Annotated in this window: 23 protein-coding genes and 1 tRNA gene; 4 read left to right on the top strand and 20 right to left on the bottom strand. The window is 67.0% G+C overall.

Annotation, left to right across the window (positions count from 1 at the left end; genetic code table 11):
- Positions 1-3: 3 nt before the first annotated feature.
- The 15 genes from nuoK to AC5P9C_RS01030 form a co-directional block, all read right to left on the bottom strand.
- Entirely contained in the window at positions 4-309 is a 306-nt protein-coding gene (gene nuoK, locus AC5P9C_RS01100; RefSeq protein ID WP_005417921.1) for an NADH-quinone oxidoreductase subunit NuoK, read from the bottom strand.
- A complete protein-coding gene (locus tag AC5P9C_RS01095; RefSeq protein ID WP_049470676.1) occupies positions 306-962 on the bottom strand; it encodes an NADH-quinone oxidoreductase subunit J in 657 nt (218 codons plus the stop codon). Before AC5P9C_RS01095 ends, nuoK begins: the two co-directional genes overlap by 4 nt.
- Before the next feature lie 9 nt (positions 963-971).
- Entirely contained in the window at positions 972-1460 is a 489-nt protein-coding gene (nuoI, locus tag AC5P9C_RS01090) for an NADH-quinone oxidoreductase subunit NuoI (RefSeq protein WP_005417924.1), read from the bottom strand.
- Positions 1461-1464: 4 nt separating this feature from the next.
- The gene (gene nuoH / locus AC5P9C_RS01085) at positions 1465-2559 is read right to left on the bottom strand and encodes an NADH-quinone oxidoreductase subunit NuoH (RefSeq protein WP_014037948.1); all 1095 of its coding nucleotides are present in this window, start codon (positions 2557-2559) and stop codon (positions 1465-1467) included.
- Complete coding sequence (gene nuoG / locus AC5P9C_RS01080) at positions 2556-4790, bottom strand: NADH-quinone oxidoreductase subunit NuoG (protein WP_343542401.1); 2235 nt, start codon at positions 4788-4790, stop codon at positions 2556-2558. The genes nuoH and nuoG overlap by 4 nt, the downstream gene beginning before the upstream one ends.
- A complete protein-coding gene (gene nuoF, locus AC5P9C_RS01075; protein WP_005417934.1) occupies positions 4787-6127 on the bottom strand; it encodes an NADH-quinone oxidoreductase subunit NuoF in 1341 nt (446 codons plus the stop codon). The genes nuoG and nuoF overlap by 4 nt, the downstream gene beginning before the upstream one ends.
- A 4-nt stretch (positions 6128-6131) precedes the next feature.
- Positions 6132-6659, bottom strand: a complete 528-nt coding sequence (nuoE, locus tag AC5P9C_RS01070; RefSeq protein ID WP_014647867.1) for an NADH-quinone oxidoreductase subunit NuoE — start codon at positions 6657-6659, stop codon at positions 6132-6134.
- Between the two features lie 97 nt (positions 6660-6756).
- Entirely contained in the window at positions 6757-8064 is a 1308-nt protein-coding gene (locus AC5P9C_RS01065; RefSeq protein WP_049470672.1) for an NADH-quinone oxidoreductase subunit D, read from the bottom strand.
- Positions 8061-8810, bottom strand: a complete 750-nt coding sequence (locus AC5P9C_RS01060; RefSeq protein ID WP_014647869.1) for an NADH-quinone oxidoreductase subunit C — start codon at positions 8808-8810, stop codon at positions 8061-8063. The genes AC5P9C_RS01065 and AC5P9C_RS01060 overlap by 4 nt, the downstream gene beginning before the upstream one ends.
- Positions 8811-8843: 33 nt before the next feature.
- Complete coding sequence (locus AC5P9C_RS01055) at positions 8844-9398, bottom strand: NuoB/complex I 20 kDa subunit family protein (protein WP_005417936.1); 555 nt, start codon at positions 9396-9398, stop codon at positions 8844-8846.
- Positions 9389-9745, bottom strand: coding sequence for an NADH-quinone oxidoreductase subunit A (locus tag AC5P9C_RS01050; protein WP_005417937.1), 357 nt, complete (start codon positions 9743-9745; stop codon positions 9389-9391). Before AC5P9C_RS01050 ends, AC5P9C_RS01055 begins: the two co-directional genes overlap by 10 nt.
- Positions 9746-9856: 111 nt before the next feature.
- Positions 9857-9941: transfer RNA gene (locus AC5P9C_RS01045), tRNA-Leu, on the bottom strand.
- A gap of 51 nt (positions 9942-9992) precedes the next feature.
- Positions 9993-10430 carry a preprotein translocase subunit SecG gene (gene secG, locus AC5P9C_RS01040; protein ID WP_014647871.1) on the bottom strand — a complete coding sequence of 146 codons (438 nt, stop codon included), beginning with the start codon at positions 10428-10430 and terminating at the stop codon, positions 9993-9995.
- A 31-nt stretch (positions 10431-10461) separates the two neighbouring features.
- The gene (gene tpiA, locus AC5P9C_RS01035) at positions 10462-11217 is read right to left on the bottom strand and encodes a triose-phosphate isomerase (protein ID WP_064238927.1); all 756 of its coding nucleotides are present in this window, start codon (positions 11215-11217) and stop codon (positions 10462-10464) included.
- Between the two features lie 305 nt (positions 11218-11522).
- Positions 11523-12500: an isopenicillin N synthase family dioxygenase gene (locus tag AC5P9C_RS01030; RefSeq protein WP_049470666.1), complete on the bottom strand. Its 978-nt coding sequence runs from the start codon at positions 12498-12500 to the stop codon at positions 11523-11525.
- Positions 12501-12653: 153 nt separating this feature from the next.
- Between AC5P9C_RS01030 and AC5P9C_RS01025 the strand changes: the two genes are divergently transcribed.
- The 3 genes from AC5P9C_RS01025 to AC5P9C_RS01015 are packed head-to-tail and all read left to right on the top strand — an operon-like array spanning position 12654 to position 16547.
- Positions 12654-14531, top strand: a complete 1878-nt coding sequence (locus AC5P9C_RS01025) for a DUF3413 domain-containing protein (protein WP_343542177.1) — start codon at positions 12654-12656, stop codon at positions 14529-14531.
- 20 nt (positions 14532-14551) lie between these two features.
- Positions 14552-15697, top strand: a complete 1146-nt coding sequence (locus AC5P9C_RS01020) for a glycosyltransferase family 4 protein (RefSeq protein WP_495205060.1) — start codon at positions 14552-14554, stop codon at positions 15695-15697.
- Positions 15690-16547 (top strand): polysaccharide deacetylase family protein, encoded by an 858-nt coding sequence (locus tag AC5P9C_RS01015; protein WP_343542174.1) that lies wholly within the window; start codon positions 15690-15692, stop codon positions 16545-16547. Before AC5P9C_RS01020 ends, AC5P9C_RS01015 begins: the two co-directional genes overlap by 8 nt.
- Before the next feature lie 80 nt (positions 16548-16627).
- Here the strand turns inward: AC5P9C_RS01015 and glmM are convergent, their stop codons facing one another.
- The 5 genes from glmM to trpB all read right to left on the bottom strand — a co-directional run bounded on the left by glmM (position 16628) and on the right by trpB (position 21830).
- Positions 16628-17989: a phosphoglucosamine mutase gene (gene glmM, locus AC5P9C_RS01010; RefSeq protein ID WP_343542172.1), complete on the bottom strand. Its 1362-nt coding sequence runs from the start codon at positions 17987-17989 to the stop codon at positions 16628-16630.
- Complete coding sequence (gene accD, locus AC5P9C_RS01005; RefSeq protein ID WP_005410473.1) at positions 17989-18864, bottom strand: acetyl-CoA carboxylase, carboxyltransferase subunit beta; 876 nt, start codon at positions 18862-18864, stop codon at positions 17989-17991. The genes glmM and accD overlap by 1 nt, the downstream gene beginning before the upstream one ends.
- A gap of 260 nt (positions 18865-19124) precedes the next feature.
- The gene (gene trpA / locus AC5P9C_RS01000; protein ID WP_343542169.1) at positions 19125-19934 is read right to left on the bottom strand and encodes a tryptophan synthase subunit alpha; all 810 of its coding nucleotides are present in this window, start codon (positions 19932-19934) and stop codon (positions 19125-19127) included.
- 1 nt (position 19935) lies between these two features.
- The gene (locus AC5P9C_RS00995) at positions 19936-20616 is read right to left on the bottom strand and encodes a hypothetical protein (protein ID WP_182067571.1); all 681 of its coding nucleotides are present in this window, start codon (positions 20614-20616) and stop codon (positions 19936-19938) included.
- A complete protein-coding gene (gene trpB, locus AC5P9C_RS00990) occupies positions 20613-21830 on the bottom strand; it encodes a tryptophan synthase subunit beta (protein WP_053460952.1) in 1218 nt (405 codons plus the stop codon). The genes AC5P9C_RS00995 and trpB overlap by 4 nt, the downstream gene beginning before the upstream one ends.
- 97 nt (positions 21831-21927) lie before the next feature.
- On the opposite strand from trpB, the gene AC5P9C_RS00985 reads away from it, so the two are divergent.
- Positions 21928-22815: a LysR family transcriptional regulator gene (locus tag AC5P9C_RS00985; protein WP_182067572.1), complete on the top strand. Its 888-nt coding sequence runs from the start codon at positions 21928-21930 to the stop codon at positions 22813-22815.
- The last annotated feature ends 9 nt before the right edge of the window (positions 22816-22824 follow it).

The raw sequence follows: 22824 nt of genomic DNA, 5'->3' as shown, positions 1-22824 counted from the left end.
GGATCAGCCCTTCAACGAATCGACTTCGCCGACATTGATCGTGCGGCGTGTACGGAACAGGGTCACCAGGATCGCCAGGCCGATGGCGGCTTCCGCGGCGGCGACGGTCAGGATGAAGAACACGAACAGCTGGCCGGACGGATCGCCCAGCTGACGCGAGAAGCCGACGAAATTGATGTTCACCGACAGCAGCATCAGTTCGATCGACATCAGCAGGACGATGACGTTCTTCCGGTTGAGGAAAATGCCGGCCAGGCTGATGGCGAACAGCACCGCGCCCAGCGCGAGGATATGGCCAAGGGTGATCACGGCTGGGTCTCCTCGCCGGCGACCGGCTTGCTGTTGCTGTGCACGACCGGTGCTTCGGCACCCATCTTGACCATGCGCAGGCGCTGGCCGGCCTTGACCATGGTCTGCTCGCCCGGGTTCTGGCTCTTCACGCCGGTACGGCGACGCAGGGTCAGCATCACGGCGGCAACCACGGCCACGGTCAGGATGACGGCGGCGAACTCGAACGGCAGCAGGTACTCGGTGAACAGCGTGCGTGCCAGCCAGGTGATGTTGGAGCTGTCGGCGGCGACCGCAGCGGCGTTGTCGGCCGGGAACGGCGTGACCGAACGCGCCTTGACCCCGATCAGGATCAGCATCTGCGCCAGCATCGCGACCGCGACAATCAGGCCGACCGGCAGGTAGCGCACCCAGCCCTCACGCAGCTTGGTGGGGTCGATGTCCAGCATCATCACCACGAACAGGAACAGCACCATCACCGCGCCGACGTAGACCAGCACCAGCGCCACACCGAGGAACTCGGCGCCCACCAGCAGCCACACGCAGGCGATGGAGAAGAAGGTCAGCACCAGGCAGAGCACGGCGTGAACCGGGTTGCGCACGCTGATCACCGCACCGGCCGAAACCGTTGCCGCGATGGCGAACACCCAGAAAGCGATATTTACCCAATCCATCTCTCGACCTCAGCGGTAAGCGGCATCGGCGGCGCGACGCTCGGCGATCTCGGATTCGAGACGGTCGCCCAGGGCCAGCAGCTGCGGCTTGGTAACGATGTTTTCGCCACGATTCTCGAAGTGGTACTCGAGGATGTGGGTTTCGACGATCGAGTCCACCGGGCAGCTTTCTTCACAGAAGCCACAGAAGATGCACTTGAACAGGTCGATGTCATAGCGCGTGGTGCGGCGGGTGCCGTCCTCGCGCTTGGCCGAGTCGATGGTGATGGCCAGCGCCGGGCACACCGCTTCGCACAGCTTGCAGGCGATGCAGCGCTCTTCGCCGTTGGGATAACGGCGCAGCGCGTGCAAGCCCCGGAAGCGCGGCGACTGCGGGAACTTCTCCATCGGGTACATCATCGTGTACTTCGGCTTGAAGCTGTACTTCAGCGTCAGCCAGAGGCCCGCCAGCAGTTCGAGCAGCAGCAGGCTCTTGAAGTAATGGGTAATCCTGTTCATCACTTTAGACGCCCTTTTGAATCACGCCGAAGAACACCATGACGGCGGTAACCGCGATCCACAGAATGGCCAGCGGGATGAAGACCTTCCAGCCCAGGCGCATGATCTGGTCGTAGCGGAAGCGCGGGAAGCTGGCACGGAACCAGATATAGGCACTGGCGAAGAAGAACACCTTGACGAACAGCCACGGCGCGCCCCCCTTCCAGATCCAGTCGACCAGCGGCGAGACATCGCCGAAGTTGACCCAGCCCTGGACCGGGCTCAGCCAGCCGCCGAGGAAGAAGATCGAGATCAGGAAGCTGATCAGGATCATGTTCGCGTATTCGGCCAGGAAGAACAGGGCGAAGGCACCGCCGGAGTACTCGACCATGTGGCCGGCGACGATTTCCGACTCGCCTTCCACCACGTCGAACGGCGCGCGGTTGGTTTCAGCCACGCCCGACACCCAGTAGATGACGAACAGCGGGAACAGCGGCAGCAGGAACCAGTCGAAGAAGCCGGAACTGCCGGCCTGCGCCATCACGATGTTGCTCAGGTTCAGGCTGCCCGAGGCGATCATCACGCCGACCAGGGCGAATCCCATGGCGATTTCGTAGCTGATCATCTGCGCCGACGCGCGCATCGCACCCAGGAACGCATACTTCGAGTTGGATGCCCAACCGGCCAGGATGATGCCGTAGATGCCCAGCGAGGTCATCGCCAGCAGGTACAGCAGGCCGGCGTTGGCGTTGGACAGCACGATCTGCGAATCGAAGGGCACCACCGACCAGGCCGCGAAGGCCGGGGCCAGGGTGATCAGCGGGGCCAGCAGATAGATCGCCTTGTTGGCGCTGCTCGGCTGGACCACTTCCTTGAACAGCAGCTTGAAGACGTCGGCGAAGGCCTGGAAGATGCCCATGCCCACGTACATCGGGCCGTGGCGGACGTGCATCCAGCCGATCAGCTTGCGTTCCCAGACCACGTAGAAGGCCACCGAGATGATCACCGGAACGGCGATCACCAGGATCTTCAGGATGATCCAGATCAGCGCGCCGATGTCACCGAGGCCCAGCAGCCACTGGTGCAGCGGGTCGACCGCGTTCAACAGCAATTCGTTCATGCAGCCACCACCGATACGCGAGCGGCACCCAGCGGCGCGGTCGCGCCGTGGCCCGATTCAATCCAGACCGAACCCGCAGCGACGCGGGCGTCGACCACCACCGGCAGGGTGGCCTTGCCGGCATCGGTGCCGACCTTGGCCATCTGCCCTTCCTGCAGCTGCAGGCGAGCGGCATCTTCAGCGTTCAGCACGATGCGCGGGGCGTTGTTGAGCGGATGCGACTGCAGTGCCGGGGCGCGACGGACCACCGCATCGGTGCGGTAGATCGCGGCGGTCGAAGCCACTTCCAGGCCTTCGCCGGCAACCATCGGCTGCGCCGAAGCGGCAACGGTGACCGACACCGGGGCCAGGCTGGCACGCAGGCCGGCCAAGTCGGTGAAGTCGAAACCGGCCAGCGCCATGTCGCCGCCCAGGGCACGCAGCACGCGCCAGCCCTCACGGGCCTCGCCCGGCAGCTTGCCGCCGGCACGGGCGGACTGCTCGCGACCATCAAGGTTGGTCAGGGTGGCGTCGATTTCCGGCAGCGCACCGATCGGCAGGATCACGTCGGCGACGTCGCGGGTCGAGGCACAGGCGAACTGGCTGAAGGCCACCACCTGGGCGCCGACCAGCGCCTTGCGCGCGGCAGGGGCATCGGCAAAGTCCAGGCCCGGCTCCAGGCCGTACACCACGTAGGCCTGGCGCGGCTGCGCCAGCATCGCGGCGACGTCCCTGCCGGCCGGCAGCACGCCGGCGCGGGTCAGGCCAACGGCGTTGGCGCCCTGCGGGATGCGGCACAGCTTGGCACCGGTGGCGGCGGCGAACTCACGCGCGGCAGCGCGGATCGCGGCAGCCTGCGGGTGGTTTTCGGCGATGCCACCGACGATCAGCACGGTGTTGTTGCCGCCCTGCACTGCCGAACGCAGCTCGGCGTTGGCCAGCGCGTCGACGAACTTCGACGGCGCAACGATCTGCTTGCCGGCGATGCTGAAGGCGAAGTCGAAGTCCACCGGGTTGACGACGTGGATCTTCGCGCCGTTGGTGGTCTGCGCCTTGCGCAGGCGGGCGTGCAGCAGCGGCAGTTCGTGGCGGATGTTGCTGCCCAGAACGACGATGCGGTCGGCGCCTTCGATCTCGGCCAGCGGCAGGCCGAACACTTCGGCGGTTGCGGCGTCGGAGAAATCGCGGTTGTTGATGCGGTGGTCGATGTTGCTCGAGCCCAGGCCCTTGGCCAGGCGGGCCAGCAGCGCACCCTCCTCGTTCGAGGTCGACGGATGCACCAGCACGCCCAGGTTGTCGCCCTGGTTCGCCTTGAGGATCTCGGCGGCCGCGGCCAGGCCTTCGGCCCAGCTCACTTCCTTCCACTCGCCATTGACCTTGCGCAGCGGCTTGACCGCACGGTCTTCGCTGTACAGGCCCTGGTGCGAGTAGCGGTCACGGTCGGACAGCCAGCATTCGTTCACCGCTTCGTTGTCGCGCGGCACGGTGCGCAGCACTTCGCCGCGACGCACGTGCAGGAACAGGTTCGACCCCATCGCATCGTGGTAGCCCAGCGATTCGCGCGCGGTCAGTTCCCACGGGCGGGCGCGGAACTGGAACACCTTGTTGGTCAGCGCGCCGACCGGGCAGACGTCGACGACGTTGCCGGACAGCTCGGTGGTCAGCGGCTTGCCGTCGAAGGTACCGATCTGCAGGTTCTCGCCGCGGTACATGCCACCCAGTTCATAGGTACCGGCAACGTCGGCGGTGAAGCGGACGCAGCGGGTGCACTGGATGCAGCGGGTCATCTCGGTGGCGACCAGCGGGCCCATGTCCTCGTCCGGCACCACGCGCTTGCGCTCGTTGAAGCGGCTGACCGAACGGCCATAGCCCAGCGAAACGTCCTGCAGCTCGCACTCGCCGCCCTGATCGCAGATCGGGCAGTCCAGCGGATGGTTGATGAGCAGGAACTCCATCACCGAGCGCTGGAACTTCAGTGCCTTCTCGCTGCGGGTGGCGACCTTCATGCCGTCCATCACCGGGGTGGCGCAGGCCGGCGCCGGCTTCGGCGACTTTTCCACGTCCACCAGGCACATGCGGCAGTTGGCGGCGATCGGCAGCTTCTCGTGGTAGCAGAAGCGCGGAATCGGAATGCCGGCCTTGTCGGCCGCCTGGATGATCATCGAACCCTTGGGCACGACCAGCGACTTGCCATCGATCTCGATGGTCACGTGATCCGGTGGCACGTTCGGGTTTACGGGTTGCGCGCTCATGCGGCGGCTGCCTCCACCTTCTTGCCGTCAACCATCGAATGACCGTTGACGATGTAGTACTCGAATTCGTCCCAGAACTGGCGCAGGAAGCCCTGGATGGGCCATGCAGCCGCTTCACCGAACGCACAGATGGTGTGGCCTTCGATCTGCCCGGCCACCGCCTTCAGCTGGTGCAGGTCCTCCATCGTGGCCTTGCCGGCGACGATGCGCTCCAGCACGCGGTGCATCCAGCCGGTGCCTTCACGGCACGGGGTGCACTGGCCACAGGATTCCTTGTGGAAGAACTGGCTGATGCGGCAGGCGAACTTGACGCAGCACACGCTGTCGTCGAGCACCACGATCGCACCCGAGCCCAGGCCGGAGCCCAGCGCACGGATGGTGTCGTAGTCCATCGGCAGGCCCTTCAGCTCGGCCGCGGTCAGCACCGGCATCGACACGCCGCCCGGGATCGCGCCCTTGAGCTTGCGGCCCGGACGCAGGCCACCGGCCATTTCCAGCAGGTCGTCGAAGGTGGTGCCCAGCGGCACTTCGAAGTTGCCGCCGTTCTGCACGCAACCGGACACCGAGAAGCACTTCGGGCCGCCATTGGCGGTCAGGCTCAGGCCCTTGAACCACTCCGGACCGTTGCGGATGATCGCCGGCACCGAACCGTAGGTTTCGGTGTTGTTGATCGTCGACGGCTTGCCGTAGAGGCCGAAGTTCGCCGGGAACGGCGGCTTGTAGCGCGGCTGGCCCTTCTTGCCTTCCAGCGATTCCATCAGCGCGGTTTCTTCGCCGCAGATGTAGGCGCCGGCGCCCAGCGCGCCGTAGATGTCGATGTCCACGCCGCTGCCGAGGATGTTCTTGCCCAGCCAGCCGTTCGCATAGGCGTCGGCCAGGGCCTGCTCGAAGTGCTCGAACGGCTCGTGGTGGAATTCACCGCGCAGGTAGTTGTACCCCACGGTCGAACCGGTGGCGTAGCAGGCGATCGCCATGCCCTCCACCACCGAGTGCGGGTTGTAGCGCAGGATGTCGCGGTCCTTGCAGGTGCCCGGCTCGGATTCGTCCGAGTTGCAGAGGATGTACTTCTGCATGTTGCCCTTGGGCATGAAGGACCACTTCAGGCCGGTCGGGAAGCCTGCGCCACCGCGGCCGCGCAGGCCCGAGGCCTTGACCATCTCGATGACCTGCTCCGGCGGGATCTTCTCTTCGAGGATCTTGCGCAGGGCGGCGTAGCCACCGGTCTTCAGGTAGCTTTCGTACGACCACGGGGTGTCGTAATGCAGGGTGGTGTAGACCACCTGGTGCGGCAGCGGCGCCGGGCCGACCGGACCCTTGGATTCGTGGTGATGTGCCATGCCCTTACTCCAGCCCGTCCAGCAGCTCGTCGACCTTTTCCAGGGTCAGACGCTCATGGTAGTGACCGTTTATGACCATCATCGGCGCGCCGCCACAACCGGCCAGGCACTCTTCCTCGCGCTTGAGGTAGACGCGGCCGTCCGGGGTCGATTCACCGTGCTTGATGCCCAGCTTCTTCTCGCAATGGCGGACGATGTCCTCGGCGCCATTGAGCCAGCAGCTGATGTTGGTGCAGATGGCCACGTTGTTGCGGCCCACCTTCTCGGTCTCGAACATCGAGTAGAAGCTGGCGACCTCGTAGGCCCACACCGGCGGCAGGTCGAGGTACTTGGCGACGGCGGCGATCAGCTCGTCGGTCAGCCAGCCCTGGTTCTGCTCCTGGGCCGCATGCAGGCCCTGCAGCACGGCAGAGCGCTTGCGGTCCGGCGGGAACTTGGACAGCCAGTGATCGATGTGAGCGCGGGTCTTGTCGCTCAGCACCACCATCGGGTCGACGTCGCGCGCCGCCTCGAAATTACCTGTCGCCTTCATCGGCCGACCTCAGCGAAATGCATAACGTGAAATTCCAGAAACTGCGGCGCCGGCTTGCGCCGGCTGCCTGCAGCGGGCGTTGGCGTGGCGGACGGCATTACCGGTCAACCTCGCCGAACACCAGGTCGTAGGTACCGATCATCGCCACCACGTCGGCCAGCATGTGGCCGCGTACGATCGAATCGATCGAGGACAGGTGGGCGAAGCCCGGTGCGCGCAGGTGCACGCGGAACGGCTTGTTGGCGCCATCGGAGACCAGGTAGCAGCCGAATTCGCCCTTGGGCGCTTCCACGGCCGCATAGGTTTCACCCGCCGGCACGCAATAGCCTTCGCTGAACAGCTTGAAGTGGTGGATCAGCGCTTCCATGTCGTCCTTCATGTCCTCGCGCTTGGGCGGAGCGACCTTGAAGTTCTTGACCATGACCGGGCCGGGGTTGGCCTTCAGCCACGCCACGCACTGCTTGATGATGCGGTTGGATTCGCGCATTTCGGCGACGCGGACCAGGTAGCGGTCGTAGCAGTCGCCTTCCTTGCCCAGCGGGATGTCGAAATCGACGGCATCGTACTTGGCGTACGGGCGCTTCTTGCGCAGGTCCCAGGCGATGCCCGAGCCGCGCAGCATCACGCCGGTCATGCCCCACTGGTGGGCCAGTTCCGGAGTGACCACGCCGATGCCGACGGTACGCTGCTTCCAGATGCGGTTGTCGGTCAGCAGGGTTTCGTATTCGTCGACGCGCTTGGGGAACTCGACGGTGAAGTTTTCCAGGAAGTCGAGCAGCGAGCCTTCGCGCGAAGCATTCAGCTGCTTCAGCGCCTTGCCCTTGTGCCAGCGTGATTCCTTGTACTTCGGCATGTGGTCCGGCAGGTCGCGGTAGACGCCGCCCGGACGGTAGTACGCCGCGTGCATGCGCGCGCCGGAGACCGCTTCATAGCAGTCCATCAGTTCTTCGCGCTCGCGGAAGGCATACAGCATCACCGCCATCGCACCCAGGTCGAGCGCGTTGGAGCCCAGCCACATCAGGTGGTTGAGGATGCGGGTGATTTCGTCGTACATGGTGCGGATGTACTGCGCACGCTCCGGCGCTTCGATGCCCATCAGGGTCTCGATCGCGCGCACGTAGGCGTGCTCGTTGCACATCATCGACACGTAGTCGAGGCGATCCATGTAGCCGATCGACTGGTTGAACGGCTTGGACTCGGCCAGCTTCTCGGTGCCACGGTGCAGCAGACCCACGTGCGGGTCGGCACGCATGATGGTTTCGCCGTCCATTTCCAGGATCAGGCGCAGCACACCGTGAGCGGCCGGGTGCTGCGGGCCGAAGTTCATGGTGTAGTTGCGGATTTCCTGCCGGCTTTCGGCGGCGTTGCTGGCGAACGCTTCGCCGGCCTGGTGTACGTGGCTCACTTCACTGCCTCCTGCGCGCGCTCACCGGCTGCGGTCTGCAGACGGGCGTCGTCACGGATCACGCGCGGCACGCCGACACGCGGCTCCACCGAGGTGACCGGTTCGTAGATCACGCGCTTCTTTTCTTCGTCGTAGCGGACTTCGACATTGCCGATCAGCGGGAAGTCCTTGCGGAACGGATGGCCGACGAAACCGTAGTCGGTCAGGATCCGGCGCAGGTCCGGGTGGCCTTCGAAGATCACGCCGTACAGGTCGAACGCTTCGCGCTCGAACCAGTTCAGGCCCGGCCACACGCTGGTCAGCGAGGACACCACCGGCAGCGCTTCGTCAGGGGCGAAGCAGCGCAGGTGCATCATCAGGTTGTGCTGGTACGAACGCAGCTGGGCGACCACGGCGAAACGCTGGGTCGGCATGTGCTGCGGGCGGGCACCGTCGGCACCGTTTTCCTCGGTGGGGAACTCGCCCCACGCGAAGCGGCCCTGGGCCTTGCCTTCGACGCCACGGCTGAAGCCCTGCGAGGACACGTCGGCGGTGTCCCATTCGTCGGAGCCATAACCGAGGTAGTCGACGCCGCACAGATCCACGGCCTGCTCGAAACCAAACTCGTCACGCAGCGCCAGGGCGGTGGCGTGCCACTCGGCGGCAGGCACTTCCAGCGTCACTTCGCCGCGGGGTTCGACCACGATGACCTTCGCACCAGCGAAACGTGCGGAGAGTCGGTCGATGAAGGATGCTTGCTCTGCCATGGGGGCTTGGCGCGCTCTTGTCAGGTGAAGGGGTCAGCGGGCGATGGTCTGTGTACGCCAGATCTTCTTCTGCAGCTGCAGGATCCCGTACACCAGCGCCTCGGCGGTCGGCGGGCAGCCCGGGACGTAGACGTCCACCGGCACCACGCGATCACAGCCGCGCACGACAGAATAGGAGTAGTGGTAGTAGCCACCGCCGTTGGCGCAGCTGCCCATCGAGATGACCCACTTCGGGTCCGGCATCTGGTCGTAGACCTTGCGCAGCGCCGGGGCCATCTTGTTGACCAGGGTACCGGCCACGATCATCACGTCGGACTGGCGCGGCGACGGGCGGAACACCACGCCGTAGCGGTCAAGGTCCAGGCGCGCGGCGCCGGCGTGCATCATCTCGACCGCGCAGCAGGCCAGGCCGAAGGTCATCGGCCACATCGAGCCGGTGCGCGCCCAGTTCAGCAGTGCGTCGACGCTGGTGGTGACAAAGCCCTTTTCCAGCAGCGGGTTGTCGCCTTCCGGCCGCAGGATGTCATCAACCCGGCCTTCCGGCGACGGGTTGTTCATGAGGCCATCGAGAGTCTGAATCACTCCCATTCCAGCGCTCCCTTCTTCCAGACGTAAATGAAACCGAGGAACAGCATGCCGACGAACAGGCCCATGGTGACCAGCGAACGGGCGCCCAGCTCCATGAAGACCTGGGTCCACGGCACGATGAAGATGATTTCCAGGTCGAAGACGATGAACTGGATCGCGATCAGGTAGTAGCGCACATCGAACTTCATGCGCGCGTCTTCGAAGGCCTCGAAGCCGCACTCGTACGGCGAGAGCTTTTCCAGATCGGGGCGGCGGGGACCGAGGAATCGACCAACCAGCATCAGCGTAACGCCGATACCGGTGGCAACGATCAGAAACAGCAGAGAAGGCAAATATTCGGCCAGCACAGCGATTCTCTCTTGCCTCTGCCGCCGCGCCTGCAGGCGCTTTGGCATGGGGGAGTGGACGGGAACCTGCCTGGCGCCTTGCGCGCCAGACGAACCCGCTTTACTTACAAATGGTGCCCAAGAGGGGACTCGAACCCCTACGACTTGCGTCGCTACCACCTCAAGGTAGTGCGTCTACCAATTCCGCCACCTGGGCAAACGATCACATCAGACTATCTTCCCGATGCGCCGCGTATTGTAACCGGCTTCAGTGTTTCTGGGAGCCTTCCGAAGGCTTTTCTTCACCAGAAACCGAAGATTCCGCCTGAGCCGGCACATTCGCCGCCGGAACCGGGGCGGCCGGGACCGGATCGGCCTTCGGAACGGCCGGCAGTTCGCCCGCCGGAGCCGCCGGCGCGCTGGCCGCCGGGGCGGACATCAGGCCCAGGTCCTGGTCGGCCGCCGGACGGGTGCCGTGACCGGCATACCAGGCCATGAAGAGACTGATGCCGAAGAACACGACTGCCAGCCACTTGGTCGACTTGGACAGGAAGTTCGAGGCGCCACGCGCACCGAACACCGTGCCCGAGGCGCCGGCACCAAAGCCCGAACCCGCCGCCGCACCCGAGCCACGCTGCATCAGGATCAGCGCGATCATGGCCACAGCGACCAGCACGTAGACGACATTGAGGATCAACATCAGCATTGGAAACCGCCCTCGGACAATACTTCTAGGATTAGTTCGCGGCCGCCGCCCGTGCGATGGCCAGGAAGTCCGCGGCCACCAGGGAGGCACCGCCGACCAGCCCACCATCGACATCCGGCTGCGCGAACAGTTCCCCGGCATTGTCGGGCTTCACGCTACCGCCGTAAACAATGGGCAGTGAATCAGCAATTCTAGCATCGATGCGCGCGACTTCGCCACGGATGAACGCGTGCACCTGCTGCGCCTGCTCCTTGCTAGCGGTACGCCCGGTGCCGATGGCCCACACCGGCTCATAGGCGACCACGGCCTGGGCGAAGCCGGCCGCGCCGGTCAGTTCCAGCACCGGCGCCAGCTGGCTGGCGATGACCGCTTCGGTCTGCCCGGCCTCGCGCTGCTCGAGGGTTTCCCCCACGCACAGCACCGGCACCAGCCCAGCGTGCAGGGCCGCGGCGAACTTGCGCGCGACCAGCTCGCTGCTCTCATGATGGTACTGGCGGCGTTCGGAATGACCGACCAGGCCATAGCGGGCCCCCACCTCGACCAGCATGGCGGCGCAGACCTCACCGGTGTAGGCGCCCTTCTCGTTGCTGCTCACGTCCTGCGCGCCAAAGGCCAGGCCGGTCTGGCCGAAGTCCTCGACCAGCTCGCCCAGGTACGGCAGCGGCGGCAGGATCACCACATCCACCCCATCCACCGGCAGCCCGGCGGCCACCTGCCCCAGCAGTTCATTGGCGAATTGACGGCTGCCATGCAGCTTCCAGTTTCCGGCGACGATCTTGCGGCGCATGAGCGGGTGGCTCCTGTGTGAAGTCAGCCGATCATGATACCCGTTACGGCAAAAATCCGTTTCCGTGTAAGCGGTTACATCGATTTTCAGCCAACGGCGCAGCCCCTCGTGGCGGGGGTCTGGTTGGGCTGGGCGCGGAAAGCCCGGTTGGATGGGTGGGCTTGGCCGGGCGGGTGGGGATGGCGGGGGACGCCGTAACCCGTCCGTTCTGGCCGTGGACTTGCCGGCCAGCGGCCGGCACTACCGCGGCTGCAGGGCGCCGCCCTGCAAAGACAAAGGCCGCCTTTCGGCGGCCTCGCGTCTCATTACTTCAGCTTGATCTCGCGCAGGCGTTCCTCGAGGAAGCCGTGGGCGGTGATCGGCTCCGGATACCGGCTCGGGTTCTCCGGGGTGATGCACGAGGGCAGCACGTCGATCAGGAAGTCCGGGTTCGGGTGCAGGAAGAACGGCACCGAGTAGCGCGGCTGGCGCGCCAGTTCGCCCGGGGGGTTGACCACGCGGTGGATGGTCGACGGATACACGTGGTTGGTCAGGCGCTGCAGCATGTCGCCGATGTTGACCACGATGGTGTCCGCGTCCGAGGTGAACGGCACCCACTCGCCATCATGCGACTGCACCTCCAGGCCGGCGGCACTGGCGCCGACCAGCAGGGTGATGAAATTGATGTCGCCATGGGCGCCGGCGCGCACGTTCGGAATGTCGTCGGTGGTGATCGGCGGGTAGTGGATCGGGCGCAGGATCGAGTTGCCGAAGTTGGTCTTGTCGGCGAAGAAGTTCTCCGGCAGGCCGATGTGCAGGGCCAGCGCCGACAGCACGCGCGAACCCAGGTTGTCCAGCGCCTGGTACAGGCCGTAACCGCGCTCACGGAACCCCTCGACCTCGGTCGGCCACAGGTTCGGCGCCATCACGTCACGGTACTTGGAGTCGTCGGCGATCTCGCGACCGATGTGCCAGAACTCCTTCAGGTCGAAATGCTTGGAGCCCTTGGCGGTTTCCACGCCGAACGGGGTGTAGCCGCGGGCGCCACCGCTGCCAGCGACGTGGTACTTGCGCTTGACCTCTTCCGGCAGGGCGAAGAAGGCCTTGAAGGCATCGTAGGCCGCGTCGATGTCGGCCTGCGGAATGCCGTGGTTGCGGATGCCCGCGAATCCCCATTGGCGGTAGGCCGCGCCCAGCTCGGCCACGAAGGCCTCGCGGTCGCTGTCAAAACGGGTGATGTCGAGGGTGGGGATCTGGCTCACAGCGGTTCCTGGCTTGTCGTTGGGTCTGGGGGGCCAGCGCATTCATGGCCCGCCTGAACATTGTGACAGATCGCCCGGAGGACGCCACTCGATACGAAGAAACAAACCGATACAATGCGCGACCCGCGCGTGGCGCAACGCGGCCATCACGTTGCCGCCGCTCCCCGTTCCCGCGCTCCCCGAACCCGCCCCGCCATGCCCGCCGCTGTCTCCGCCGCCCCTGTCGTCGAAGGTCCCGCCCAGCGCTGGCGCCGGCTGGCCTGGTGGTCGCTGTTCATCGCCGGCAACGCCGTCCTGGCGGCGGCGATCGCGCTGGGCAACGTGCCACTGCGTGACAATCCGGGCGGTGCCACTGGCCTGGCCTATCTGGCGATCGCCCTGCCCGGCCACCTGCTCGCGTTCGGCGCGCTGGCCGGCCTGCTGCCACTGCTGCTGGGCCTGTGGCCGCGCCGGGCGCGCACGTTGAGCGTCAGCGCCGTACTGCTGCAGGGGCTGTGGCTGTGCCTGCTGCTGGTCGACGCCAAGGTCTTCACCCTGTACCGCTTCCACCTCAATGCCATGGTCGTGAACATGGTGTTCGGCGGCGCCCTGCAGGACCAGGTCGCCCTGTCCTGGAAGACCTGGCTGCAGGTCGCGCTGCTGGTCGCCGCGGTCTTCACCGCCGAAGGCCTGCTGGCCTGGGCATGCTGGAAGCTGCTGCCGGCGGCATCGCATCGGCGCCGGGTGCTGCAGGCCTGGGCGGCGGTCGCGCTGCTGATGGGCGGCGGCCAGCTGGCCACGGCCTACTACGACGCGCGCGGCGACCGCGATGTGATCGCACAGTGGAACTACCTGCCGTGGGCACAGCCGATCACGGCCAAGAGTTTCATGCGGCGCCTGGGCGTGGTCAGCCAGCAGCAGGCCGGCCTGCCCGACCCGCGCCACGCGCAGCTGCTGTACCCGCTGCATCCGTTGCGCTGCCAGAGCCCACATCGCCCGAACGTGCTGATGGTGGTCCTGGAATCGCTGCGCCACGATGCGCTGACACCACAGCTGATGCCCCATACGTCGGCGCTGGCGCAGGACGCGCGCGTGTTCGACCACCACTTCAGTACCGGCAATGCCACCCGCTACGGCCTGTTCGGGCTGCTCTACGGCCTGCCCGGCGGCTACTGGCCGAGCATGCTGGACGAGCAGCGTGGTTCGCAGCTGTTCCAGGTGCTGGGCCAGCAGGGCTACGACCTGCACCTGTACGGCAGCGCGCCGATGTACAGCCCCGAATTCGATCGCACCGTGTTTGCCGATGTGCGCGACCAGCTGCACCAGGGGCCATCGGCGCTGAAGTCCGACGGTCGCGACCGCGCGATCGTCGGCGCGCTGCAGCAGGACATCCGCGCCAGCCAGGCGGCAGACCACCCGTGGTTCGGGTTCGTGTTCCTCGACTCCACCCACGCGCCCTACCACATGCCCGAGGGCTATCCGCCGGTGACCACACCGATGGCCGCCGACATCGACTTCCTCAAGTTCGGCCCGGAGCATGACCCGACGCCGGAGCTCAACCGCTACCGCACCGCCGTGCACTATGCCGACAGCCTGATCGGATCGCTGCTGGACGACCTGCGCGCGCAGGGCCTGGCCGAGGACACCATCGTGCTGGTCACCGGTGACCATGCCGAAGAGTTCAACGACCTCGGGCTGAACTACTGGGGCCACAACGGCAACTTCTCCGACTACCAGCTGCAGGTGCCGTTCGTGCTGCATTGGCCGGGCAAGGCCGCTGGCCACGACGCACGCACCAGCTCGCACGAAGACTGGGTGCCAACACTGATGCGCCACGCGCTGGGCTGCGAGAACGCACTGGCCGACTACAGCACCGGACAGGACCTGCTGGCCGAGCCACAGGGCCAGCGTGCGCTGGTGGTCGAAAGCTGGTCGCAGCGCGCGGTACGCCATGGCGATGCGATCTATGTGTTCGACAAGTTCGGCAACGCCACCGCTCTGGACCTGCACTATCGCCCGCTGCCGCAGCAGGTGCCCGATGCCGCCGCCGTACGTACCGCATGGGAAGCGCTGACCCGCTTCCGCAATCGTTGACCTTCAAGGATCGATCCCGCATGAACCGTCCATTGCGCATCCTGCACACCGAAGCCGCCAAGGGAATGGGCGGGCAGGAGATCTACATCTTCCGCCACATGCAGGTGATGCGCGCGCGCGGCCACGAGGTGGCCCTGCTGTGCCAGCCCGAAGCCCGCCTGGCCACGCTGGCCCGCGATGATGGCTTCACTGTCCACACCCTGCGCATGGGCGGCCTGCTGCGCCTGCTGCGTGGCATCTGGTCGGTCTCGCGCCTGGTGCGCCGCGAGCGCTACGACGTGGTCAACACCACCAGCCGTCGTGACGCGCTGATCGCTGCCGCTGGCGCCCGCCTGGGCGGCACGCCGCTGGTGGTGCGCTCGCGCCACCTGATGAGCCCGGTCAATTCGCTGCTGACCTATACCGGCCTGCCGCACCGGGTGCTGACCGTCAGCAGCTTCGTCAAGCAGCTGCTGACCGAGCGCGGCATTCCGGCCGAGCGCATCGGTATCGTGCCGCCCATCGCCGTGCCGCCGCGCTGGAGCGAGATCCGCAAGGCCGATCCCTGGCAGTGCCTGCAGGACGTGCGCGCGGACGTGCGTGCCGAACTCGGCTTCGGCGAACAGGACATCGTGGTCGGCTGCGTGGCGGTGCTGCGCGAGCCCAAGGGCCACGCCGACCTGCTGCAGGCGATGGTGCCGCTGTGCAGGACGCATCCGAACCTGCACCTGGTGGTGATCGGCGATGGCCAGCCGGTCATGGATCGGCTGCAGGCGATGCGCGACGAACACGGGCTGCAGCAACAGGTGCATCTGCTGGGCTACCGCGATGGCGCCTGCCGGCTGATGGCCGGTTTCGACATCTTCGCGCTGGCGTCGCACAAGGAAGCGGCCGGTACCGTGTTCCTGGAAGCAGCCTATGTCGGCGTGCCGATCGTGGCCACCCGCGTTGGAGGCGTGCCGGAGATGGTGGTCGATGGCAGCAATGCGATCCTCACCCGGCTGGGCGACAATGCAGCCCTGACCGGTGCCCTGCGCCTGTTGGTGGACGATCCGGAACGGCGCCGGCAGATGGGCCGCGCCGGGTGGGACTGGATGCGCAGCGCGCACCGCTTCACCCCCGACGGCCACGGCGAGACCACCGAACACTATTACCACCAGTGGCTGAAGGAGCTGGGACATGGCTGATGCCCGAACCGTACCGGTGCTGATGCACCACCACGTCAGCCCGTCGCCGGGCATGATCACCGTGTCGCCGGAGAATTTCGAAAGCCAGATCGCCTGGCTGGCCGGCAACGGCTGGACTTCGCTGACACTGGACCAGTACGCCGGTTTCCTGGCCGGCCGGCCGGTGCCGCGCAAGTCGATCGTGATCACCTTCGACGATGGCTACCTGGACAACTGGGTGTATGCGCACCCGATCCTGCAGAAGTACGGGATGCACGCGGTGGTGTTCGTGGTCACCGGCTGGATGGGCGAAGGCCCGCAGCGGCCGCATGCGGGGATGGCCGGCGCAACGCTGCCCCCCACGCCCGACCACCGCGGCTGCGAAGCGGCGATCTACGAGCAGAACCGCAGCGACGACGTGATGATGCGCTGGAGCGAAGCGCGCGCGGCCATTGCCGCTGGCACTTTCGAAGTGCATTGCCACACCCATACCCACACCCGCTGGCTGCGCCGCGACGACCTGGACCGCGCGCAGCGCCGTGCCGGCCTGAGCCGGGACCTGGCAGTCTCGCGCGAGGTCCTGAAGGAAAAGCTGGGCGAGGTGTCGGACACGCTGTGCTGGCCCTACGGCGATTTCGACCAGGATCACATCGAGGTGGCCCGCGAGCAGGGCTTCCGCTACCTGCACACTACCCACCCGTTCGGTCGCAATATGGTGGGCGGCGACCCGGAACGCATCTACCGCTTCGCGATCCGCAACCGCCCGGCCAGCTGGCTGCGCAAGCGCATCGCGCAGAGCTACAACCCCCTGATCGCGCCGCTGTTCAATGGCTTCAAGGCACGGCAGAAGAAGATGGTGCCGGGCCCGTAAGCGTCACGCTGCCCTGTCGCTTGAACGAAAAACGCCCCGGCTTTGCGGGGCGTTTTCCGTTTGCTGAAGGTGCAGCCGCCTCAGGCAGCGGCTTCACGCACCGCTGCGGACAGGCGATCCAGCGTGTCCTGCATCAGCGCTGCGTCATCGGCCTCGACCGTGACCCGCACCACCGGCTCGGTGCCGGACGGGCGCAGGAACGCACGGCCGCGACCGGCCACCGACTGCTGCGCGACGGCCAGTGCGGCCTGCACGCTGTCGGCCTGCACCGTGGCCTTGGCCGAGACATTGCCCAGCCGCACGTTGACCGTCTTCTGCGGCACCCGCACCAGCCCCTTCAGCGCCTGGCGCAGGGTCTGGCCGCTGTTGCGCAGCGCCACCAGCACCTGCAGCGCGCTGACGATACCGTCACCGGTGGTGGCGCGGTCCAGGCACAGCAGGTGGCCGGAGGCCTCCCCGCCGAGCACGCCACCGCCTTCGATCAGCGCCTGGTGCACGTAGCGATCACCGACATTGCTGCGCAAAAACGGAATCTGCAGGTCGGCGAACGCCTTCTCGATGCCATAGTTGCTCATCAGCGTGCCGACCACCGGGCCGCGCAGGCGGCCTTCGTCCTTCCAGGCACGGGCCAGGATGTACAGCAGGTCATCGCCGTCGACCGGATTGCCCTGGTCGTCGGCCATCAGCACGCGGTCGCCGTCGCCATCGAAGGCGATGCCGAGATCCGCGCGGGTCTCGCGGACCTTGGCCGCGAGGTTGTCGATATGGGTCGAGCCCACGCCGGCATTGATGTTGACGCCATTGGGCTCGGCACCGATGCCGATCACCTCGGCGCCCAGTTCGCGGAACAGCAGCGGTGCGATCTGGTAAGTGGCACCGTGCGCGCAATCCAGCACCAGGCGCACGCCACGCAGGTCGAACGCGCGCGGTACGCTGGCCTTGCAGAACTCGATGTAGCGGCCGACCGCCTCGCGCGCGCGCGCGGCCTTGCCCAGCTTTTCCGATTCAGCGGTGGTGAACGGAACGTCCAGCGCCGCTTCCAGGGCCAGCTCGGTGGCATCGTCGAGCTTCTCGCCCTGGGCGGAGAAGAACTTGATGCCGTTGTCGTAATGCGGGTTGTGCGAGGCGCTGATGACGATGCCGGCATCCACGCCCAGCGTACGGGTCAGGAATGCCACCGCCGGGGTCGGCATCGGTCCCAGCAGCTGCACGTCGGCACCGGCGGCGACCAGGCCGGCTTCCAGCGCCGCCTCGAACATGTAACCGGAAATGCGGGTGTCCTTGCCGATCACCACGATCGGCCGCCGCCCATCCTGGCCGCGCTGGGCGACCAGGACGCGACCCAGGGCGTTGCCCAGGCGCAGCACGAAGTCGGCCGAGATCACGCCCTGGCCGACCCGGCCTCGGATGCCATCAGTACCGAAGTACTTGCGGCCTCCCATCAAGCCACCTCCGGCGCCGGCTGGCGACCCAGCATCGCCAGCAGGTCGGACAGGCGGTCGCGCATTTCGCGGCGGTCGCAGATCTGGTCGATGGCACCGTGCTCGAGCAGGAACTCCGAGCGCTGGAAGCCTTCCGGCAGCTTCTCGCGCACGGTCTGCTCGATCACGCGCGGGCCGGCGAAGCCGATCAGCGCCTGCGGCTCGGCGATGTTGATGTCGCCCAGCATCGCGAAGGAGGCCGAGACGCCACCGGTGGTCGGATGGGTCAGCACCGAAATGTACGGCAGGCCGGCTTCACGCAGCTTGCCCAGCGCGGCCGAGGTCTTGGCCATCTGCATCAGCGAGAACAGGCCTTCCTGCATGCGGGCGCCGCCGCTCTGCGAGAAGCACACGTAGGGCGCACCGATCTCGACTGCGGTTTCGGCAGCCAGTGCGAAGCGCTCGCCGACCACCGAGCCCATCGAGCCGCCCATGAAGGCGAAGTCGAAGGACGATGCCACCAGCGCACGGCCCTTGAGCAGGCCGCGCATGGCGATCAGCGCGTCGTACTCGCCGGTGTTCTTCTGCGCGATCTTGATGCGCTCGCTGTACTTCTTCTGGTCCTTGAACTTGAGCAGGTCGGTCGGCCCCAGGCGCGCACCGATCTCGGTGGTGCTGTCGGCGTCGAACAGGGCGGCCAGGCGCGCGCGCGCGCGGATCGCCATGTGATGGCCGCACTTCGGGCAGACTTCCAGGTTCTCTTCCAGTTCCGGACGGTACAACGCGCTGCCGCAGTTGCTGCACTTTTCCCACAGGCCCTCGGGGACACTGCGCTTCTTGCTGGGGGTGTTGTCGGTGCGGATGCCGGACGGCATCAACTTGCTGAGCCAACTCATGCGGGAGGACACTTCCGTTCAGGGCGGCCCAGGGGCCGCAAAGGCGGACAGTCTAGCTCCGCTTTCCCCGCCCGTGCACCCCCTTGCCAGCGGCGGGGCAGCCGGAAAAAACCATGCTGGGACGTACGTTTAGGTGCTGGGCGGTACCCGCCGCTGGCCGGCAGCCGTTGCGTGCAGACCAATGGGTAGTGCCGGCCGCTGGCCGGCAGCCCTTGCACGCGCGCCCTCAGGAGGATGCCGGCCGGTGGCCGGCACGACCATTACGCGTCCAGCGCCTGCCGCAGCGGGGCCAGGAAAGCGCGGGCACGCTGCGCGGCCTCTTCAGCCGAGCCCGCTTCGGCCAGCGCCGCCACCAGCGCGCTGCCCACCACCACGCCGTCCGCCTGCCGGGCCATGGCTGCGGCACTGGCGGCATCCTTGATGCCGAAGCCCGCCACCACCGGCACCGACGCGCGCGCGCGCAACGCCTGCAGGCGGGCACTGGCGGCATCGCTGTCCAGGCGCTCGGACGCGCCGGTGACACCGGCAAAGCTGACGTAGTAGAGATAGCCACGGGCCAGCGCCAGCAGCTTGTCGGCACGTGCTTCGCTGGTGGTCGGCGATGCCAGCAGGACCAGCGCAAGGCCGGCGGCGTCGAACGCCTGCTGGGCCTCGCCCGCCTCTTCCGGCGGCAGGTCGACCAGCAGCACGCCGTCCACGCCGGCGTCGACGGCGGCCTTGGCGAAGGCCGCGTAGCCGTGGATCTCCACCGGGTTCAGGTAGCCCATCAGCACCACCGGGGTCTGCGCATCGCGCTCGCGGAACTGCGCCACGGCCTGCAGGACGTAGCGGCTGCCTGCACCGCGGGCCAGCGCGCGCTCGGAGCTGCGCTGGATGGTCGGGCCGTCGGCCATCGGGTCGGAGAACGGCACGCCCAGTTCGATCACGTCGGCACCGGCCTCGACCAGCGCGTGCATGACCGGCACGGTGGCCTCCAGCGAGGGATCACCGGCCGTGACGAAGGGGATCAGCGCCTTGCGCTGCTGTTCGCGCAGACGCTGGAAACAGGCATCGAGTCGGGCTACGGACATTTCAGGCACATCCTTCAATCAGTTCAATCGCATCGCTGGTTCCCCAGTACATCCGGGTAACCTTCCCTTCAAACAGTTCCACGCGGATACCCAGGTCCGAACCGGGGTCCTGCCAGGTGAGGTACTCGCCCTGGTCACCGTCGTAGGCATGCGGGCTGGATACCGGCGGCCTCGGGAACTGGGCCATGGCCTGGGCGCGGGTCATGCCGACGCGCAGGCCGAACGGACCGGGCTGCGGCGTGGGCGCGCCGCTCTCCGGATCCCGTCCGAGGTCGAAACGGACGACGCGATCTTCATCGGTCATCATCGACACGCCAGGCGGCAGCCCCTTGCCGTCGTAGTACTCGCAACTGCCGCCCATGGCTTCGACGGCGCCCTGTGCCGTCCACGGCCCGAGGGCCTGCAGATCGCTCATGTGCTGGCCGATCAGCACCTCGCCGGCATGGTCCAGCGCCACTGAGGCCACCGCGGGCGCATCATCGCCGTCCGTGCCTTCCACCGGTGGCGGATCGACAATCGGCGTGCGTGCGATCGGGTCGAGGTCGTCGTTGGCGGCCGGCTGCTGTGCCGGCTGCGTGGTGGCCTTGGCGGCCGGCGCCAGCACCGGCGGTTCCGGCGGCTGGCACGCGGCCAACCCCAGCGCCAGCAGCAGCACGCCACTGTTGCGCAGCAACGCGCTCACAGCACCAGCCCTTCGCGCGCGGCGATGGTGTGCACGTCCTTGTCGCCACGGCCGGACAGATTGCACAGCACGATCTGGTCACGCGGACGCTCGCGCGCCAGCTTGATCGCCTGCGCCAGCGCATGGCTGGACTCCAGTGCCGGCAGGATGCCCTCGGTATGCGCCAGCAGGTGGAACGCCTGCAGCGCTTCGTCATCGGTGATGCCGAGATAGCGGGCGCGGCCGGTGTCGGCCAGGAACGCGTGCTCCGGGCCGACGCCCGGATAGTCCAGGCCGGCCGACACCGAGTGGGTTTCGATGATCTGGCCATCGTCGTCGCACAGCACATAGGTGCGGTTGCCATGCAGCACGCCCGGGCGACCGGCAGCGATCGATGCGGCGTGGCGCCCGGTGCTGATGCCGTCACCGGCGGCCTCGGCACCGACGATCTCGACCTGGCGGTCGTTGAGGAAGGCATGGAACAGGCCGATGGCATTGCTGCCGCCGCCGACGCAGGCGGTGATCGCATCGGGCAGGCGGCCATACTCGGCCAGCATCTGCTCGCGTGCTTCGCGGCCGACGATGGCATTGAAGTCGCGCACCATGCGCGGATAGGGATCCGGGCCGGCGACCGTACCGATGATGTAGAAGGTGTCCTGCACGTTGGTCACCCAGTCGCGCATCGCTTCGTTGAGCGCATCCTTCAACGTGGCCGAACCGGAAGTGACCGGCACCACCGTCGCGCCGAGCAGCTTCATGCGGTAGACGTTGATCTTCTGCCGCTCGATGTCGGTGGCGCCCATGTACACCACGCACTCCAGGCCCAGCCGCGCGGCAACGGTGGCGCTGGCCACGCCGTGCTGGCCGGCACCGGTCTCGGCGATGATGCGCTTCTTGCCCATCCGCGCCGCCAGCAGCGCCTGGCCGATGGTGTTGTTGATCTTGTGCGCGCCGGTGTGGTTCAGGTCTTCGCGCTTGAGCAGGATCTGCGCACCGCCCACATGGTCGCTCAGACGCTGGGCGTGGTAGATCGGGCTCGGCCGGCCCACGTAGTGGGCCAGGTCGCGGTCGTAGGCCGCCTGGAACGCCGGGTCCTGGCGGGCCTGGTCATAGGCCTGGGCGAGTTCCTGCAGCGGGCCGACCAGGGTTTCGGCGACGAAGCTGCCACCGTAGCGGCCGAAATGGCCGTGGGCATCCGGGAAGGCGTGGTAGTCGGCAATGGGGGAGGCAGACATGGAAGCGACCGCTGGTTCGAGACAGGTGGATACTCTAGCGCACGGTTCATGACCGGAAAATGGATATTATCTGGCGCATACCGTCAGGAAATCTCACATGATCCGTTCCCTGCTGCCACCGCTCAATGCGCTGCGCGCGTTCGAGGCCACCGCCCGCCTGGGCGGCGTTGGCCGCGCCGCGCAGGACCTGCATGTCACCCACGGCGCGGTCAGCCGGCAGCTGAAACTGCTGGAAGACCACCTCGGCCTGGCGCTGTTCCAGCGCGCCGGTCGTGGCCTGCGCCTGACCGCTGCGGGCACGCGCCTGCAGGCAGCATGCAGCGACGCGTTCAGCGGCATCGAAGACTGCGTGCGGGAGCTGCGGCGACCGGCGGCGGCCCCGGCGCTGGTGCTGGGCTGCAGTGGCAGCGTGCTGGCCCGCTGGATGATCCCGCGCCTGCCCGCGCTGCAGGCCGCCCTGCCCGGCGTGCGCCTGCAGTGGTCGGCACTGGATGGCAGCTTCACCGAGGCGCAGGCAGCGCTGGATGCGGTGCTGCTGCTGGCGCAGGGGCCGTGGCCGCGCGGCTGGCAGGTGCGTGAACTGGCGCCGGAACGGGTTGGCGTGGTGGTGGCGCCATCGCATCCGGCCGCGCAGCGCCTGCGACATGTACCGCCCTCGGCACTGCTGCAGGAGACGCTGCTGCACACGAGCTCACGACCGCAGGCGTGGCCAGCGTGGGCGCAGGCACAGGGTCTGGACGTGTCGAAGCTGCAGCTGGGTACTGCCTTCGAGCACCTGTACTACCTTCTGGAGGCAGCAGTGGCCGGGCTGGGCCCGGCGATCGCGCCAGAGCCGCTGGTGGCCGAGGACCTCGCCGCGGGACGGCTGATCGCCCCGTGGGGATTTTCCGCCACCGGTGGCTTCTGGGTGCTGGCACGGCCGGATGGACCGGCAGATGTGCGCGTGGACGCGCTGGCCGATTGGGTGGTCGCGCAACTGCGCTGACAACAAAAA

This window comes from Stenotrophomonas sp. YJH_SMC_10 (assembly GCF_059371555.1).
The sequence above is the reverse complement of the archived record's forward strand: the minus strand, read 5'-3'. Positions and strand labels throughout refer to the sequence as shown.

Bases quoted from the DNA above. Each gene is read 5' to 3' on its own strand.
- AC5P9C_RS01055 (WP_005417936.1), bottom strand. From the start codon at position 9,398: ATGGGAGTGATTCAGACTCTCGATGGCCTCATGAACAACCCGTCGCCG.
- nuoE (WP_014647867.1), bottom strand. From the start codon at position 6,659: ATGAAGGCGACAGGTAATTTCGAGGCGGCGCGCGACGTCGACCCGATG.
- tpiA (WP_064238927.1), bottom strand. From the start codon at position 11,217: ATGCGCCGCAAGATCGTCGCCGGAAACTGGAAGCTGCATGGCAGCCGT.
- AC5P9C_RS01030 (WP_049470666.1), bottom strand. From the start codon at position 12,500: ATGCGCTGGCCCCCCAGACCCAACGACAAGCCAGGAACCGCTGTGAGC.
- trpA (WP_343542169.1), bottom strand. From the start codon at position 19,934: ATGTCCGTAGCCCGACTCGATGCCTGTTTCCAGCGTCTGCGCGAACAG.
- AC5P9C_RS01095 (WP_049470676.1), bottom strand. From the start codon at position 962: ATGGATTGGGTAAATATCGCTTTCTGGGTGTTCGCCATCGCGGCAACG.
- trpB (WP_053460952.1), bottom strand. From the start codon at position 21,830: ATGTCTGCCTCCCCCATTGCCGACTACCACGCCTTCCCGGATGCCCAC.
- AC5P9C_RS01015 (WP_343542174.1), top strand. From the start codon at position 15,690: ATGGCTGATGCCCGAACCGTACCGGTGCTGATGCACCACCACGTCAGC.
- nuoG (WP_343542401.1), bottom strand. From the start codon at position 4,790: ATGAGCGCGCAACCCGTAAACCCGAACGTGCCACCGGATCACGTGACC.
- secG (WP_014647871.1), bottom strand. From the start codon at position 10,430: ATGCTGATGTTGATCCTCAATGTCGTCTACGTGCTGGTCGCTGTGGCC.
- AC5P9C_RS01020 (WP_495205060.1), top strand. From the start codon at position 14,552: ATGAACCGTCCATTGCGCATCCTGCACACCGAAGCCGCCAAGGGAATG.
- nuoF (WP_005417934.1), bottom strand. From the start codon at position 6,127: ATGGCACATCACCACGAATCCAAGGGTCCGGTCGGCCCGGCGCCGCTG.
- AC5P9C_RS01025 (WP_343542177.1), top strand. From the start codon at position 12,654: ATGCCCGCCGCTGTCTCCGCCGCCCCTGTCGTCGAAGGTCCCGCCCAG.
- AC5P9C_RS00985 (WP_182067572.1), top strand. From the start codon at position 21,928: ATGATCCGTTCCCTGCTGCCACCGCTCAATGCGCTGCGCGCGTTCGAG.
- AC5P9C_RS01060 (WP_014647869.1), bottom strand. From the start codon at position 8,810: ATGGCAGAGCAAGCATCCTTCATCGACCGACTCTCCGCACGTTTCGCT.
- nuoI (WP_005417924.1), bottom strand. From the start codon at position 1,460: ATGAACAGGATTACCCATTACTTCAAGAGCCTGCTGCTGCTCGAACTG.
- glmM (WP_343542172.1), bottom strand. From the start codon at position 17,989: ATGGGAGGCCGCAAGTACTTCGGTACTGATGGCATCCGAGGCCGGGTC.
- accD (WP_005410473.1), bottom strand. From the start codon at position 18,864: ATGAGTTGGCTCAGCAAGTTGATGCCGTCCGGCATCCGCACCGACAAC.
- nuoH (WP_014037948.1), bottom strand. From the start codon at position 2,559: ATGAACGAATTGCTGTTGAACGCGGTCGACCCGCTGCACCAGTGGCTG.